Source organism: Marinobacter sp. C7 (assembly GCF_022343555.1).
GTDB lineage: Bacteria > Pseudomonadota > Gammaproteobacteria > Pseudomonadales > Oleiphilaceae > Marinobacter.
Genome location: NZ_JAKQZH010000001.1, coordinates 1,423,689 through 1,439,778, shown reverse-complemented (window position 1 = coordinate 1,439,778; position 16,090 = coordinate 1,423,689). Strand labels below are relative to the sequence as shown.

17 protein-coding genes are annotated in these 16,090 nt (G+C 60.1%); 8 read left to right on the top strand and 9 right to left on the bottom strand.

The annotated features are described in order from the left end of the window. Nucleotides 1-2: 2 nt before the first annotated feature. The 7 genes from kdsB to MD273_RS06575 form a co-directional block, all read right to left on the bottom strand. On the bottom strand, nt 3-791 hold the full coding sequence (gene kdsB, locus MD273_RS06605) for a 3-deoxy-manno-octulosonate cytidylyltransferase (protein ID WP_239036952.1): 789 nt from the start codon (nt 789-791) through the stop codon (nt 3-5). Between the two features lie 24 nt (nt 792-815). Then, nucleotides 816-1,004 carry a Trm112 family protein gene (locus MD273_RS06600; protein ID WP_239036951.1) on the bottom strand — a complete coding sequence of 63 codons (189 nt, stop codon included), beginning with the start codon at nt 1,002-1,004 and terminating at the stop codon, nt 816-818. After that, nucleotides 997-2,055, bottom strand: coding sequence for a tetraacyldisaccharide 4'-kinase (gene lpxK, locus MD273_RS06595; protein ID WP_239036950.1), 1,059 nt, complete (start codon nt 2,053-2,055; stop codon nt 997-999). The genes MD273_RS06600 and lpxK overlap by 8 nt, the downstream gene beginning before the upstream one ends. Then, nucleotides 2,052-3,830 (bottom strand): lipid A export permease/ATP-binding protein MsbA, encoded by a 1,779-nt coding sequence (gene msbA, locus MD273_RS06590; protein ID WP_239036949.1) that lies wholly within the window; start codon nt 3,828-3,830, stop codon nt 2,052-2,054. The genes lpxK and msbA overlap by 4 nt, the downstream gene beginning before the upstream one ends. Further along, the gene (locus MD273_RS06585) at nt 3,817-4,245 is read right to left on the bottom strand and encodes an ExbD/TolR family protein (RefSeq protein ID WP_239036948.1); all 429 of its coding nucleotides are present in this window, start codon (nt 4,243-4,245) and stop codon (nt 3,817-3,819) included. The genes msbA and MD273_RS06585 overlap by 14 nt, the downstream gene beginning before the upstream one ends. A gap of 5 nt (nt 4,246-4,250) precedes the next feature. Next, the gene (gene pocA / locus MD273_RS06580; RefSeq protein ID WP_239036947.1) at nt 4,251-4,877 is read right to left on the bottom strand and encodes a flagellar polar localization protein PocA; all 627 of its coding nucleotides are present in this window, start codon (nt 4,875-4,877) and stop codon (nt 4,251-4,253) included. Between the two features lie 71 nt (nt 4,878-4,948). After that, nucleotides 4,949-7,378 (bottom strand): DNA internalization-related competence protein ComEC/Rec2, encoded by a 2,430-nt coding sequence (locus MD273_RS06575; RefSeq protein ID WP_502846034.1) that lies wholly within the window; start codon nt 7,376-7,378, stop codon nt 4,949-4,951. A gap of 78 nt (nt 7,379-7,456) precedes the next feature. Between MD273_RS06575 and MD273_RS06570 the strand changes: the two genes are divergently transcribed. Next, nucleotides 7,457-8,002, top strand: coding sequence for a DUF2062 domain-containing protein (locus tag MD273_RS06570; protein WP_502846033.1), 546 nt, complete (start codon nt 7,457-7,459; stop codon nt 8,000-8,002). On the opposite strand, the gene MD273_RS06565 is transcribed toward MD273_RS06570, so the two are convergent. After that, on the bottom strand, nt 7,990-8,679 hold the full coding sequence (locus MD273_RS06565; RefSeq protein ID WP_502846048.1) for an ABC transporter ATP-binding protein: 690 nt from the start codon (nt 8,677-8,679) through the stop codon (nt 7,990-7,992). The two genes, MD273_RS06570 and MD273_RS06565, sit on opposite strands and share 13 nt — an antisense overlap. Nucleotides 8,680-8,692: 13 nt before the next feature. Continuing rightward, entirely contained in the window at nt 8,693-9,934 is a 1,242-nt protein-coding gene (locus MD273_RS06560; protein ID WP_239036943.1) for a lipoprotein-releasing ABC transporter permease subunit, read from the bottom strand. Between the two features lie 261 nt (nt 9,935-10,195). On the opposite strand from MD273_RS06560, the gene MD273_RS06555 reads away from it, so the two are divergent. From MD273_RS06555 to MD273_RS06525, 7 genes are all read left to right on the top strand, one after another. After that, on the top strand, nt 10,196-10,504 hold the full coding sequence (locus MD273_RS06555; RefSeq protein ID WP_239036942.1) for a hypothetical protein: 309 nt from the start codon (nt 10,196-10,198) through the stop codon (nt 10,502-10,504). A gap of 103 nt (nt 10,505-10,607) precedes the next feature. Next, on the top strand, nt 10,608-11,660 hold the full coding sequence (locus MD273_RS06550) for an agmatine deiminase family protein (RefSeq protein WP_353050297.1): 1,053 nt from the start codon (nt 10,608-10,610) through the stop codon (nt 11,658-11,660). Next, the gene (locus MD273_RS06545; RefSeq protein ID WP_285229120.1) at nt 11,657-12,580 is read left to right on the top strand and encodes a carbon-nitrogen hydrolase; all 924 of its coding nucleotides are present in this window, start codon (nt 11,657-11,659) and stop codon (nt 12,578-12,580) included. Before MD273_RS06550 ends, MD273_RS06545 begins: the two co-directional genes overlap by 4 nt. Before the next feature lie 7 nt (nt 12,581-12,587). After that, nucleotides 12,588-13,499 (top strand): AAA family ATPase, encoded by a 912-nt coding sequence (locus tag MD273_RS06540; protein ID WP_239036941.1) that lies wholly within the window; start codon nt 12,588-12,590, stop codon nt 13,497-13,499. 148 nt (nt 13,500-13,647) lie between these two features. Beyond that, nucleotides 13,648-14,601 (top strand): thioredoxin-disulfide reductase, encoded by a 954-nt coding sequence (gene trxB, locus MD273_RS06535; protein WP_239036940.1) that lies wholly within the window; start codon nt 13,648-13,650, stop codon nt 14,599-14,601. 25 nt (nt 14,602-14,626) lie between these two features. Continuing rightward, nucleotides 14,627-15,340, top strand: a complete 714-nt coding sequence (gene aat / locus MD273_RS06530; protein ID WP_239036939.1) for a leucyl/phenylalanyl-tRNA--protein transferase — start codon at nt 14,627-14,629, stop codon at nt 15,338-15,340. Beyond that, entirely contained in the window at nt 15,341-16,054 is a 714-nt protein-coding gene (locus tag MD273_RS06525; protein ID WP_239036938.1) for an arginyltransferase, read from the top strand. Nucleotides 16,055-16,090 lie beyond the last annotated feature (36 nt).

Genomic DNA, 16,090 nt, shown 5'->3' with positions numbered 1-16,090 from the left:
GATCACCTCTCCTGTTTCGTTGCCAGCCACGCACGGACACGTTCGAGGTCGTCCTCGGTATCCACTCCGGCAGGAGGATTCTGCGCGGCTATATCGACGTGGATTCGGGCACCGTTGTATAGCGCCCGCAATTGCTCGAGGGATTCCACCCTCTCGGTCGGAGCCGGCGGCCAGCAAACGAACTCGCTCAATACGCTGGCCCGGTAGCCGTAGATACCGATGTGCCGGAAATAGCCCACACCATCCGGGAGCGACACCAGCCCCCTGGCGGAATCCATGCCCGATGGCCACTGGTCCCGAGCCCAGGGAATGGGCGCACGGCTGAAATAGTGGGCCATACCCTGATGATCGAAGACCACCTTGACCACATTGGGATTGAATACCGGCCCGATGTCGTGAATCCGCTCACACAGGGTGGCAATCGAGGCCTCAGGATAACGCTCCAGGTTTTCCGCCACCTGGTTGATCAACGCGGACGGAATGAGGGGCTCGTCGCCCTGGACATTCACGACCCGGTGATCCGGGTCAAGTGCCAGCTTGCGCGCCACTTCTTCCAGCCGGTCCGTGCCACTGGCATGGTCCGGAGAGGTCATGACCACTTCGGCCCCGAAACTGTCGCAAGCTTCCTGGATCCGGCGGTCGTCGGTGGCCACAACCACGCGTGAGGCCCGGCTTTCCGACGCACGCTCACAGACATGACGAATCATCGGCTTGCCTGCGATGTCGGCCAGCGGTTTACCCGGCAGACGGCTGGAGGCATAACGGGCAGGAATTACAACGGTGAAGGACATGGTCTATCCCCTGGCGGATCGCATTCAGTGCTTTTCGAGACGTTCGTCTGTGCTCAGGGTCCGGGCCTCGCTGGCCAGCATAACCGGAATCCCTTCGCGGATCGGAAACGCCATGGCATCCTGGTAACAGATCAGCTCGGTTTTCTCCTGATTGAGCTTTAGGTCGCCCTTACAGACCGGGCAGGCCAACATGGCAATGAGCTTTTTATCCATGGTCGGTTCTCATCTGGTTTGAATCGGTTAACTGTTGCGAGCACTCTTCGAGCCGGTTGAGAAAGGCCTCGATGAAGCAGTCCGGCAATTCGGCCTCCACCTCCAGATACCAGGCATTATCCGGCGCAAACTCCCGGCATTTTACGGCGTCCTTGGCGGTCATAACCAGCCATTCGCCGGGTTCGACCGAGAGATCCCGAGCCCGGTATCGGTGGTGGTCCGGAAAGGGCGTTTCGCGCACCTGCGCACCCAGTTGTCTGAGCGTACTGAAAAACCGCGCGGGATTTCCGATGCCGGCGAGGCCATGAACTCTCCGCCCGGCAATCTCGGCCAGTGGCGCATGGTGCCCTGTCGTTACCTGGATCAGCGAGGACGGAAGCAGACGCATGGGAAAAAGCTCCGGATGCTCCAGCCCCTCGAAGCTCTCGAGCCGGCCCGATGGATCCTCGTTTTCCGCACCGTTGACGACGACGAAGTCGACACCCGACAACCTCGACACCGGCTCCCGGAGCGGCCCCACCGGGATCATGGCACCATTGCCAATGCCACGGCGGGCATCGAATACTGCGAGCTCGATGTCCCGTGGCAATGCGTAGTGCTGGAGGCCATCGTCACAGATCAGGACATTGCCCAGAAACCGGGACAGGGCGAACGCGGCACCCCGACGTCGCTGGGGATCGACCACCACCGGCACACCTGTTGCCTGCGCCAGCATCACCGGCTCGTCGCCGGCAGCCGACGGATCGCTGTCACTGTCAACCAGCAATGGGTAATGGCCCGACTTGCCACCGTAACCCCGGCTCAGAATGACCGGGCGCCAGCCGGCGGCTGACATTTCCTTGACCAGGCGTGCCGTCAGCGGAGACTTGCCGGTACCACCGGCGGTAATGTTGCCAACGACCACGACCGGCACAGGAAGTGGCTCATTCCGCAGTTCCCAGGCCTTGCGACGGCGGGAGTCACCGATGGCGCGATAGAGCCAGGCCAGTGGCGCCAGCCAGCCGAGTGGACGGCCCCTGCCATACCAGACCCGGTCCACCAGGGAAGTCATGAATACTCGCTGAACTGCATCTGGTGCAACTGGGCATAAGCGCCACCAGTCGCCAGCAACTCCTCGTGGCGGCCGGATTCGACAATTCTGCCCTTCTCCATCACCAGGATCCGGTCTGCCTTCTCGATGGTCGACAGCCGGTGGGCAATGACCAGGGTCGTCCGGCCCTGCATGACCGTTTCCAGAGCTTCCTGGATGTGTCGCTCTGACTCGGTATCCAGTGCGGAGGTGGCCTCGTCCAGAATCAGGATGGGCGCATCTTTCAACAGCGCGCGAGCTATCGCGAGACGCTGGCGCTGGCCACCGGACAGCATCACCCCGTTATCCCCGATCATGGTGTCCAGCCCCTCCGGCATCCGGTCGATGAACTCAAGGGCGTGGGCTTTTTCCGCCGCCGCGCGGATCTCCTCGCGAGTGCAATGCCTCAGGGCACCGTAGGCGATGTTCGCGGCGATGGTGTCATTGAACAGCACCACGTTCTGGGTCACCAGGGCGATCTGATCACGCAGGGCCTTGAGTGAATACTCCCGCAGGGAATGATCGTCGATGCGTATATCGCCACCGGTAAATTCATAAAACCGGGGCAGCAGACTGACGAGCGTCGACTTGCCACTGCCCGAGCGACCGACGAGAGCAACGCTCTGCCCGGCTGGAATGGTGAGGGAAATATCCTCGAGGACATTGTCCAGCTGGTCGCGATACCGGAAGGACACATCGTCGAACTGGATATTTCCGGCAACGCGATCCGGCGAATAGGTGCCCGGATCGGGCTCAGGCTCTTCATCGATGGTTTCGAATACATCGTGTGCCGCTGCCACGCCTTTCTGGATCCTGGCGTGGATGTTGGTGATCTGGCGAATGGGCTTGGCCATCGTGGTGGCCGCCGTAAGGAACGCCACCAACTGGCCAGTGGTCATTTGGCCCCGGATTTCGGGCGCGAGCATCATCCAGACCAGTGCCGCAATCGCGATGGCCACCAGAACCTGGATAACCGGCACGCTGATCGCCTGGGTAGCGGCCATTTTCAGGCTCTGCTTCAGGTTCTGATCATTAACATGCCGGAAACGCTCCTTTTCGTACCCTTCTCCGCCAAAGGTCCGGACAACCCGGTAGCCGGTAATGGACTCCGAAGCCACGTGGGTGATGTCACCCATGGAACCCTGAATGCGCTTGCTGATCTTGCGGAAGCGCTTGCTGGCATAGCTCACCACCGCGCCGATGATGGGCCCCACCGTGAGAAACAGCAGAGTCAGCTTCCAGTTGGTATAGAGCATGAAACCGAGCAGGCCAATAACCGTCAGGCCCTCTCGCAGCGCCGTGGTCACCGCGTTGGTCGTGGCCTCGGCCACCTGCTCGACATTGAACGTCAGCTTCGACACCAGTCTGCCGGACGCGTTGTCGTCAAAATAACGGGACGGCAGAGCCATGAGTCGCTCGAACAGGTCGCGGCGCAGGGAATTGATGACATGGCGGCCCACGTAACCGATGAAGTAGGTGCTCATGTAGGTGCCAAGTCCACGGGAGGCAAACACACCCACGATCAGTAACGTCAGCAGCAACCGGTTCTGGTCGGTGGGATTTTCAATGGCGGTGATGACATATTCCATGGCCGCCGCCATACCGGTGGAGGCCGCGGCATAGATAACGTTACCAATCACCGCCAGAGCAAAAGCTATCCAGAACGGCCTGGCATAGGAAAGCAGGCGCTTGTAGGTTTCCCAGCTACCCTTGTCCAGAGCAGCCGGGGCTGCAGGCTCCGGGTTATTCACCAGCATCAGCCTCCCGCTCCGTGGTAATGCTCAGTTTGGCAAAACCCAGGCGGCCGGCAACATCCATGGCGCGAACCACATACTCATGAGGCGTACGGGCATCCGCGGTAATAATGAATGGCAGGGAGTTGTCACCTTCGGCCAATTCGCGCACCCCCCGCTCGAGGGTCTCCCGGCGGTTGTTGACCAGCGTGCGATCGTTTAGAACGTACTGGCCCTCGGCGTTGATCACCACATCGATCTGCTTCACCTCAGCCGGTTTGGCAGGCTCGCCACTGGCCTCGGGTAACTCGACCTGCAGATGGCTTTCCCGGGTAAAAGTGGTGGATACCATAAAGAAAATCAGCAGCAGGAAGACCACATCAATCAAAGGGGTCAGGTCGACGCCGACTTCCTGGCTTCTCTGGCGCTTGAACTTCACGGCGTTCAGGCTCCTTCCACGTCGATTTCGCGGTCTCCGTGCACCACCTCAACAAGTTTGATGGCCTCCTGCTCCATGTTGACCACAAGCTCATCAACACGGCGGATGAAATAGCGATGACAGATCAGGGCCGGAATCGCCACACTCAGCCCGGCAGCGGTGGTGATCAGAGCCTCGGAAATACCACCGGCAAGGTTACCGGCGTTACCGACACCGGCCAGCTGGATCTCGGCAAATACCTTGATCATACCGATAACGGTACCCAGCAGGCCGAGCAGGGGCGCGATGGTTGCCACAGTGCCCAGCGGGTTCAGGAAACGCTCCAGCTCATGAATTACCTGGCTGGCCTCATGCTCTATGCTTTCTTTCATGATTTCGCGGCCATGCTTGGCATTGAGCAGGCCGCCCGCCAGAATTCGCCCGAGGGGAGAAGATGCCTGAAGGGCCTTGAGTTTTCGACCGTTCAGATCCTTTTTCTTGATCCAGTGCCAGAGTTCGTTGATGGTCTGGGGTGGAGCAACCCTGGAGGCCCGGAGGGTCCAGAAACGCTCAAGGACGATGGCCAGAGCCAGGATGGAACAGGCAACAATGGGCACCATCAGAATGCCGCCGGCTTTCAACAACTCGAACACGCTTGGTCTCCCTGGTTAGTTACAGCCGCGCTACTTTAGCATAGCTGCCGTTCCAGGCCACACCCGTTGTGTCACGGTATTTTACATTGGTCACGGGCCAACCCCTTCCCGCCTATCCAGAATGGTGAATCATGTCTCATTTCATTTACCACGAGGCCATCAGGCGTGGAATTGAGAATAATTCCTCCGGAACACGCAGTATTCATGGCGACCGCTCCAATCTTTCCGTACCGCGCAACCACATCCGGGTGCGGGTGACCATAGCGATGCCGGTAACCGGCGGTGTAGATAACAAGATCCGGACTCAGGGTATCGACCCATCGCTCCGAGGATGAGGTCTTGCTGCCGTGGTGAGGGGCTACAACGACCCGATCCCCGGGCCGAGTCGTTGCCAGCTCAGGACTGCCCAGGAAGGCCGTCTCGATCTCCTCGGTGATATCACCCGGCAAAATCCACTCGACGCCTGTCACCCTGTGCCGTACAAGGAGAACGCAGGACGCATCGTTGCCCGCCACGGCGCCCGGACTTCGCCAGAAAACCAGCTCCAACTCTCCCAGCATCCTCTGATCCGGCCGGCAAACATCGACCGGAACCTCGGCCGGGACCTCCCCATCCCGGAGGGCATCCGGCTCACCGGCAATCACGCGCCCGACCGGCAGGCTGCGGACCAGCAAGCCCACACCACCGGCGTGATCCCTGTCTCCATGACTGATCACCAGGTGATCTATGCGTCGGACGCCCAGGTCCCGCAAATTGGGCAGGATGGTTGATTCCACTGCCGAAAACACACCCGGTACCGCGGGGCCCGTATCGTAGAGCAGAACGTCCCGACCATGGCGCACCAGAACAGACAGCCCCTGCCCGACATCCAGGATTCGCATTTCGGGCACAGCCACCTCCCGGTTTACCGCATCGGTGCCGGGTTTAGGCTCCGGCAGCAACCAGAGAATCAGCCCGAACGAAACCAGCGCCGGAAACCACGGCAGCGGCAAACGCAGCGCCAGCAAGCCGGATGCAGCACCAAGCACCAAGGGCGCCGCAGAGATTGCGGTAACAGACATTTGCCACTCCGAAAGCCGGATCAGGAACCACCACAGTACCCCCAGCACGGCATCCATCAACGGAATCATCAGATCCGCCGCGTCCGGAACCAGCGCCGCTGCAATGCCACCGATAATAATAATCGGCATGATCACGACGGATACCCAGGGAATGGCAATGAGGTTGGCCATCAGCCCGGCAACGGGCTGCCCCTGACCAAATTGTGCAAGGACAGGCCAAAGCCCGATAAAAACGGCCAACTGGGCCAGCAACAGTCCGGAGAACCAGCCGCTGGCCCCCAGCCGCCCAGCAAAGGTCGTGAGCAGAATGGCCACGGCCGTGAAGGACAACCAGAAGCCCTGATCCAGAGGCGCCAGGGGATCAAACAAAAGGACGGTTGCGAGCGCCAGTGCCAGGGAACCCCAGGGCGAGACCTCCCTGCCGCAAACCAATGCCCAGGTGGCAATCACCACCATGATGAGCGCCCTGCGAGTCGGCACTGTGAACCCCGACACCAGTGCGTAGGCGACGCAGCTGGCGCCAATCACTGCAAACACGCTCCAGCGTAATGAGGCCTCGGAAAGCCGGTGGCCGGGTACGGCAATCATGGTCCGGCGGGCGACAAAACCCGCACCCATGGCCACCAGGCCCAGGTGCAAGCCCGATATGGCCACCAAATGAACGGTTCCGGTGGCCTTGAGCACCTCCCAATGGCGCGACTCCATCGCGCCGCGGTTACCAATCATGAGGGAAGCAATCAGAGGATAGTGACTGGCGCCGGAAAAGCGGCTGCTCACCCAGCGCGCAATTGCCTGATGGGTGGCGGTAAAGTGGCAGTACAACTGGCACGGCAGCGAGCCGGCAGGCTCGGCGGCCCGGACACTCCCGGTCGCGCGGAAGCCTTTGCCGAACAGCCAGGTTTCATATCTGAACCCGGAAGGGTTGAGGTTTCCATGGGGTCGCTTCAGCAATACCGTCAAGCTCAGGCGATGGCGCTGCAGCATTTGCGCATCTCCTCCATACCAGCTCAGACGAAGCCTCCGGGGCAGGTCCGATTCCGGCATTCCGGGCCATCCGGTGACACAAAAACTGAAGCGCAGGCTGTTGAAGCTGCCAGGGGCCGGGATGTCACAGACGTAGCCTTCGACCACCAGAGGAACCCGTTCCAGCTCTGAAGGCAGGCGCTGACCCAGTCGATCCCCGGCGTGCCATGCCGCCCACCCGAGGCCGGAAAGCAGTGCGGCAGCCACCAGAACCAGCTTCCGCGGCACCGGCGACTTCAACACCAATACAGTGTAAAAAGCTGTCACAGGGACTGCCGGGAGCCACCACGACACTGGTAACACCGACAAACGATAAAGTAAGATAACGCCGCACGAGAATGCGAGAGCGCAGAGAGTAGTCAGCCTGCGCGATTGCGGCTTATACGGCTGTTCAGAGCTGGTATGACTCGCGGACAATCCATGTCCTCCTGATATTTTTCGCCGGCAACATTCCTTATTGCCGGTGTAATCACACGCTTACAGGCAGAACTTCCTATGCCAAAGAAGTTCATGAAACGATATCTGCCATCACCGGAAAGGGTGCAGTCGATGAAGTCACTGCACTTTCTGGGCGATATCCTTCATGAACCCAACCTGTGGCATATCAACCGTCACAGTGTCGCCAGGGCCTTCCTGATCGGCATCTGGTTCTGCTTTATCCCCATGCCCTTCCAGATGCTGGCAGCGGCGTTGTTCGCCATCTGGTTCAACGCCAACCTTCCCCTGTCCGTGGCACTGGTTTGGATCAGTAACCCGGTCACCATGCCGCCGATGTTCTATTTCAATTACAAGGTCGGCGCATGGATCCTCAACAGGCCGGTGCTGGCCTTCGAATTCGAGCTTTCCTGGCCCTGGATCAGCGAACGGCTCATTGATATCGGAATTCCCCTGTACCTGGGCTCCCTGATCTGCGCCACCGTGTTTGCCTGCTTCTCCTACCTGGCCATACAGTATCTCTGGCGCCGGAAAATCCGTTCCGACTGGCGGGAAAGACGGCTGGAACGACACAAACGCCGCCGCGCGGCCAATCAGGCCTCCTGAAGCAGACGCCCCTGCTCCAGCCGCATCACCCGCCCCAGGCTCCGGGCCATGCGCATATCATGGGTTACCATGACAAAGGCAATTCCGAACTGGTCACGGAGGGCTTCAATCAGTGCCTGGACCCCCTCTCCGGTGTGCTCGTCCAGATTCCCCGTGGGCTCGTCCATCAGGACACATTGAGGTTCGTTTACCAGGGCCCGGGCAATGGCTACGCGCTGACGCTCGCCCCCTGACAGCTCGCCCGGCTTATGGGCCAGGCGGGCGCCAAGGCCGACCTTTTCAAGCAGGGCTGATGCCTTGTCACGGGCAGCCTTGACCGGAAGCCCCCCAAGCGCGCAAGGCATCATGACGTTCTCCAGCGCCGTGAATTCGGGAAGCAGATGATGGAACTGATAAACAAACCCGAGATGCCGGTTACGGAAACGGGCCCGGCCCGCCTCCGACATGCTGTGAATATCCTGGCCACAGATATGGATCCGCCCGGAAGACGGCTTGTCCAAACCGCCCAACAGGTTGAGCAGCGTGGTCTTGCCCGCACCGCTGCTTCCGACAATGGCGACCGTCTCGCCGGAGCCAACTTCCAGCGAAATATCCGAGAAGATCGTGAGTTTTTCAGGGCCTTCGTTGTAGGTGCGGGTAACTTCCCGGCAATCGATGACCAGTGCCTTGTCGTTCATGGGTGCTGTTGCCTCACTCATACCGCAGCGCCTCCGCCGGATCGATTCGGGATGCCCGCCAGGCGGGATAAATGGTTGCCAGCAGACTCATGGCCAGCCCGGCACCGCTGATTATCAGAACGTCCTGTATCTGGAGCTGTGACGGCAGATAGCTTATGAAATAGACATCGGCGCTCAGGAACTTGTGCCCGAGGACCTTTTCAAGCCAGGAGATAAACGCGCTGATGTTCAGCGCCCCGAGCACACCGAGAGTGGTGCCCACGAGGGTTCCGAAAACGCCGATCACCGCACCCTGAACGATAAAGATCCGCATGATACGGCCGGGTGTTGCCCCCATGGTCCGGAGAATGGCGATATCCCCGGTCTTGTCGGTAACCACCATGACCAGGGTCGAAACTATGTTGAACGCGGCAACCGCCACGATAAACATGAGCAGCAGGCCGATCATGGTTTTCTCCATGCGGATGGCCTGAAACAGGTTGCCGTGGGTACGGGTCCAGTCCGAGATATAGTAGCGACCGTCCAGAAGCCGCGCGGCTTCTTCCGCCACCTTTGGAGCCGCGAACAGGTCGTCGACCAGCAGGCGTACCCCTTGGGCCTTGCCGCCCGTCCTCATCAGCTTGGCGGCATCGTCCATGTGTACAAGCGTATAGTTGCCATCAAGCTCGGCACCCACACTGAAAATTCCCTTGACCGTAAATCGCTTGAGCCTGGGCAGAACGCCCGCCGGAGTCACCGACGCCTCGGGCAACACGACCGTCAGTCGATCCCCTACCTTGAGACGCAGGCTCGCGGCCATCGTCTTGCCCACGATGATGCCGAACTCACCGGAGACCAGATCGTCCAGGGCACCCTCGACCATGTGATTCTCGATGATGGACACCGTGCGTTCCTGGTCGGGCAGGATGCCGTTCAGCATCACCCCGCGGACGTCGCCCCCGCCCGTCACCATACCCTGGCCCTGGATAAAAGGAGCGGCGGCCAGCACCCGCGGATGTTCCTCGACGCGGGCATCCACCCTCTCCCAGTCAGGCAGCGGACCAGAGCCCTGGATTACCGCATGGGGCACCATGCCCAGGATTCGTTGCTTGAGCTCCCGGTCAAAACCGTTCATTACCGACAGAACGATGATCAGCACCGCGACACCGAGCATCAATCCAATCATGGAAGTCAGTGAAATAAACGAGATGAAATGATTACGACGTTTGGCTGCGGTGTACCGCAAACCGATATAGAAAGATAAGGGTCGGAACATGAAGGAGTGCTGCTCTGTTAGAATCCCTGAATGGCAAGCTCGGCGTGGTCGAGCGCATTATGGCCCTTGTCGAAAATAGGTTGCAACCTGGCATCCCGCACCCCGGGTGTGAAAGCCTTGGCAAAAAACTCGGGCCCAAACAGTATAAACTGGGGAAAAGCGGGTGACTTTTGCTAGTCTTTTTCGGATATTACGTTTTATCCATGTCCTTCCGGAGCGTCCCGCAAGGACCCGAGCTGTAGCGTGAATGGAGAGCCATCAATGAGAAACAACAAAACCCTGTTCGGTGTATTGGCCGTGACGGCCGCCCTGTCGTTTGCACCGGCCAGCGGTGTCCTGGCTGACGAGCTTCGGACTCCGGTAGGAAGCCAGGCAGACCGGAACCAGGGAAACTATCCGAAAGCGGGGCTGTCCCAAACCTCGGTTCGTGAAAAATGGGGCAACCCGATGGACGTGCGTGGCCCCGTTGGCGAGCCTCCGATTACCCAGTGGCACTATCAGGATTTCGTCGTGTACTTCGAAAACGACCTGGTGCTTCACACCGTCCTGAAACGCCGAACTGGAAGATAACAAAAATACACCGCTGACCGGCATCTTTTCACGGCTTTCGTCCTGACGCCGGGCCGGTCCTTGGTTAGAATGGCGGCTTTTGCGAGTTAAGGTAGCTTCAACAGTGACTTCTAGACGCGTGTTGCCCGCGGAATGGGCACCTCAAAGTGCCGTAATGCTGACCTGGCCCCACCCCGGCACCGACTGGGCTTCCCGGCTGGATGAGGTGGAGCCGGTCTTTGACGCGATCGCCCGTGCGGTGCTTCGCTTCGAGCACCTGGTCATCAGCTGCGAACATGTCTTCCGCGTTCAGGAACTGGAGCGCGATCTTAACCGCTATGCCCAGGAGAACGGCCTGCCCGGACGCGTTGTGACCGTTCCGGCGCCGGCCAACGACACCTGGGCCCGGGATCATGGCCCGATAACCGTCGAGATCGGGGACGGCCCCGAGTTGCTCGACTTCCGCTTCAATGCCTGGGGCGGCAAATTCCCCTGGGAAAAGGACGATGCCCTCAATCGACACCTGGCCAATGCCGGAGTGTTCGGGGATTCACCGCTCAAATCGGTGGATTTCGTGCTCGAAGGCGGATCCATCGAATCCGATGGTCAGGGCACGCTTCTGACGACCAGCGAGTGCCTGCTTACGCCCAGCCGGAACCCGAGTCTGGATCGCACAGCCATAGAACACCTGCTGTCTGAATTCCTGGGAGCAGATCGGGTGCTCTGGCTCAATCACGGCTACCTGGCCGGGGACGACACAGACAGCCACATTGATACCCTGGCCCGCTTCTGTGCTCCAAACCACATCTGTTACGTTGCCTGCCCCGACAAGGAAGACGAGCACTACACTGCTCTGGCCGCCATGGAAGAGGAACTGCGGGAATTCCGGCAACCCAATGGTGAGCCTTACCAGCTCACGGCGCTGCCCTGGCCAGATCCTGTTTACGATGATGACGGCGAACGCCTGCCGGCCACCTACGCGAATTTCCTGATCATCAATGGCGCGATCCTGATGCCAGTCTATGGTGTCGCCCAGGACGACGAGGCCATCGAAACCGTTCGGGGCATCTTTCCGGATCGAGAGATCATCGCCATTGACTGCAGGCCACTGGTTTACCAGCACGGCAGCCTGCACTGTGTGACCATGCAAATTCCCGCAGGAGTGGTTAATCCATGAACAAGGGCCGCGACAGCCGAGAACTGCACATCGCAGCAATTCAGCAAGCCTGCAGTGAAGACAAGGCCGCCAGCCTCGCCACCAGCGAAAAGCTGATTCGTGAGGCGGCAAGTCAGGGCGCGGAACTGATCGTCTTGCAGGAGTTGCACGCCACCCTGTATTTCTGCCAGACCGAGGACACCTCGGTCTTTGAACTCGCGGAACCAATCCCCGGTCCGACCAGCGACCGGCTGTCAGCGCTGGCCCGGGAGCTGGGCGTCGTGCTGGTCGGATCGATTTTCGAACGGCGCATGAACGGCGTCTACCACAACACCGCCGTGGTGTTTGAACGGGACGGAGCAATTGCCGGCATCTACCGGAAAATGCACATCCCCGATGATCCCGGCTTCTACGAGAAGTTCTACTTTACCCCCGGTGATGCCCGATTCAACGACGGCCGTGATGGATTCACCCCCATCGACACGTCGGTCGGAAGGCTGGGCGTGTTGGTGTGCTGGGATCAGTGGTACCCCGAGGCTGCCCGCCTCATGGCCCTGGCGGGCGCCGAGGTCCTGATTTACCCCACGGCCATCGGCTGGGATGTCACCGACGATCCCGACGAACAGGCCAGACAACTGGAAGCGTGGGTTACGGTCCAGCGCGGCCACGCCGTCGCCAACAACCTCCCCGTCATCGCACCGAACCGGGTGGGTACCGAGCCGGACCCGTCCGGTCAGTCGGAGGGCATCCGCTTTTGGGGCAACAGCTTTATCTGCGGCCCCCAGGGCGAATTCCTTGCCCGCGGCGACCAGGAGAACGAATGCATCCTCTCTGTCACCCTTGACCGCACCCGCACGGAATCGGTTCGCCGGATCTGGCCGTATCTCAGGGACCGTCGTATCGATGCCTATGGCGATATTCTGAAGCGGGTAAGGGACTGAGAGTCGGATGAAGAAACTGGTGGACAGCGTTGTCGGTGAACTGAACAGCATTCTCCTGGGTAAGGACCGGCAGGTACGCCTGGCACTGTGCGGGCTGCTGGCCCGGGGACACCTGCTGATCGAAGACATTCCCGGGATGGGTAAAACCACCCTGTCCCATGCCCTGGCCAAGGTCATGGGCCTGAGCTACCAGCGTATCCAGTTCACCAACGACCTGTTGCCTGCGGATGTGCTGGGCTACTCCATGTACGACAAGGCTGCGGGCACCCTGGTCTTCCACCCCGGCCCCATCTTCGCACAGGTAGTCCTGGCAGATGAGATCAACCGGGCGTCGCCCAGGACCCAGAGCGCATTACTCGAAGCCATGGAGGAGCGCCAGGTATCCATCGAGGGCGAAACGCGCCCCCTGCCGGAGCCGTTCTTCGTGATTGCCACCCAGAACCCCATCGAACAGGGCGGCACCTTTCCTCTGCCAGAATCCCAGCTGGATCGGTTCCTGATGCGCCTGCGGCTCGGATATCCGGATCCGCGGGCGGAACGGGAGCTGCTCGAGGGAGAGGACCGTCGTGCCATGACCGACCGCCTCGGCACGCTGCTGTCTGCCGGAAACCTGCGGACCCTTCAGGACGGGGCCGCCCGGATCACGACAAGCCCGGCGCTTCTGGACTACGTGCAACGGCTGCTGGAACAGAGCCGGCGTATGCCCGGCCTGCTCTACGGCCTTTCCCCGCGGGCCGGCCTTGGTCTGCTCAGGGCCGCCAAAGCCTGGGCGATGATGGAAGGCCGGCACCACGTACTTCCCGATGATATCCAGGCGGTCTTTCCAGCAGTGGCCGAACACCGGCTCGAGCAGGGTGAATCCGGAAAAAGCGCGGAGCGGGTGCGTCAATTGCTGGCGACAGTCTCGGTACTTGAATAAAAACCTTCTGACCACATAGCAAGGTTTTATAACCGGAATTAGCCGAAACAAATGGCACCTTCCGCAATTCATGTTAGCCTTTTGCCATTTCCCGAACCCACGCCCTGACCAGTGGGCATCCATTTTCAAACATCAGTGAGAGACATTCATGAGCGACACCCAACACTCCCGACTGATCATCCTCGGCTCAGGTCCCGCCGGCTATACTGCAGCAGTCTACGCAGCCCGCGCCAACCTGAACCCGACCTTGATTACCGGCATTGAAGTCGGCGGCCAGCTTACCACCACGACTGACGTCGACAACTGGCCCGGGGACAATGATGGTGTTCAGGGACCGGAGCTCATGCAACGCATGCAGAAGCACGCGGAGCGATTCGAGACCAGCATCGTTTACGACACCATCAACGAGGCTGACCTGCGCAACCGCCCCTTCCGACTCAAGGGTGACGGCGGAGAGTACACCTGTGACGCCCTGATCATCGCCACCGGCGCCTCCGCCATGTACCTGGGCCTGGAATCCGAAGAGAAATTCAAGGGCCAGGGCGTCTCCGCCTGCGCCACCTGTGACGGTTTTTTCTACCGCAAGCAGAAAGTCGCGGTCATTGGTGGGGGCAATACCGCGGTAGAGGAAGCGCTGTACCTCTCCAACATTGCCGACGAGGTCACCCTGGTGCACCGCCGTGACAGCCTGCGGGCTGAAAAAATCCTGCAGGACAAACTGTTTGAGAAGGCGGAGAACGGCAACGTCAACATTATCTGGGACCACACCCTGGACGAGGTGCTCGGTGACGCCACCGGCGTGACCGGCATGCGCATCAAGAGCACCAAGGACGACTCCACCCGGGACCTCGAGCTCGCAGGTGTGTTCATCGCCATCGGCCACAAACCCAACACCAGCCTGTTCGAAGGCCAGCTGGACATGGATAACGGCTACATCCGCATCCGTTCCGGCCTCGAGGGGATGGCGACCCAGAGCAGCATTCCGGGCGTATTCGCCGCCGGTGATGTTGCCGACCACGTCTACCGCCAGGCAGTGACCTCTGCCGGTTTTGGCTGCATGGCCGCACTGGACGCCGAGAAGTTCCTGGATCAACAGGACTGAGCCGGGCCGGAGAAACTGGAGCAGGATGACCACTCTCCCCTGGCTAGAACCGGACCAACTCTGGTTCCCCCCCGCCGAGGAAGCCCTGGACGACCCCGATGGTCTTCTGGCCCTCGGCGGCGATCTTTCGACAGAACGACTGGTCCTCGCCTACCGGAACGGCATTTTTCCCTGGTACAGCGACGACCAGCCCATTCTGTGGTGGTCCCCCGACCCGCGCTGCGTGCTGTTTCCGCCCGACATCCACATCTCCCGCAGTCTGCAACGCACCCTGAATCAGGGACGGTTCCGAGTCACCGCAGACCGGGCCTTCAGTCGCATTATCCGGCTCTGTGGGTCTACCCGGGCAGAAGGCACCTGGATTACCGATGACATGGTGGCGGCCTACACCGAACTGCACCGGCAAGGTATTGCCCATTCCATCGAAATCTGGAATCGCAATGACGAGCTTGCCGGGGGAATGTATGGGGTCGCACTGGGACGCTGCTTCTTTGGCGAATCCATGTTCTCCCTGGAAACCAACGCCTCAAAGGTGCTGATGGTTTATCTCGCAAATCAGCTGCGGCTCTGGGGCTACCGGATGATGGACTGCCAGGTGGAGAGCAGTCACCTGCTGACCATGGGAGCGCGAAGCATTCCCAGGGCGGAGTTTTTATCTATACTCAGGGCATGTGTTGATCAGAAACCGGACCAGTCCGACTGGACCTTCACCTGGGAATGGCGTGGGCCGGAGGTATGAATGAGTAACCTCAGAACCCTGGTTTTTTTTGCGACTCCCCCCCATGACTGCAGTTACCTGCCCGATCGTGAGGCAACCACGATGTTTGTGGATCCCAGGGCCAACATCGACAAGAAACTGTACAGTCAGCTGACTGCCCTGGGTTTCCGGCGTAGCGGCTCCCATTACTATCGCCCCCATTGCGAGCACTGTAACGCCTGTATTCCTGTTCGCCTGAAAACCGACGAGTTCCAACCGGACCGGAGTCAGCGACGGGTACTGAAAAGGAACGGGGATCTCCAGTGCGCCCTGGTGCCCGCACGCTTCGCGGAAGAATATTATTCACTCTACGCCCGCTATATCAACGAGCGGCACAGTGATGGGGACATGTACCCCCCCTCCCGGGACCAGTTCACCTCATTCCTGGTGGAAGGCGCCACAGATTCCTGGTTCCTTGAGATGCGTCTCGACGGCAAATTGGTCGGGCTTGCGGCAATAGATGTCCTCGATGACGGCCTGTCGGCAATCTACACAGTGTTTGCACCCGAGCTGGACCATCGCAGCCTCGGAACATTCGCGATCCTGTGGCAGATCGAGGAAGCGAAACGTCGCCGCCTGCCGCACCTTTACCTCGGTTACTGGATCAAACAGTGCCGGAAAATGAACTACAAGACCCGTTTCCAGCCTATTGAGGCCTTGCGCGACGGCCACTGGCGGACGATGGATGAGATCTGACTTTGCCAAATGACGACAAATCAGGCAGAATTGCGC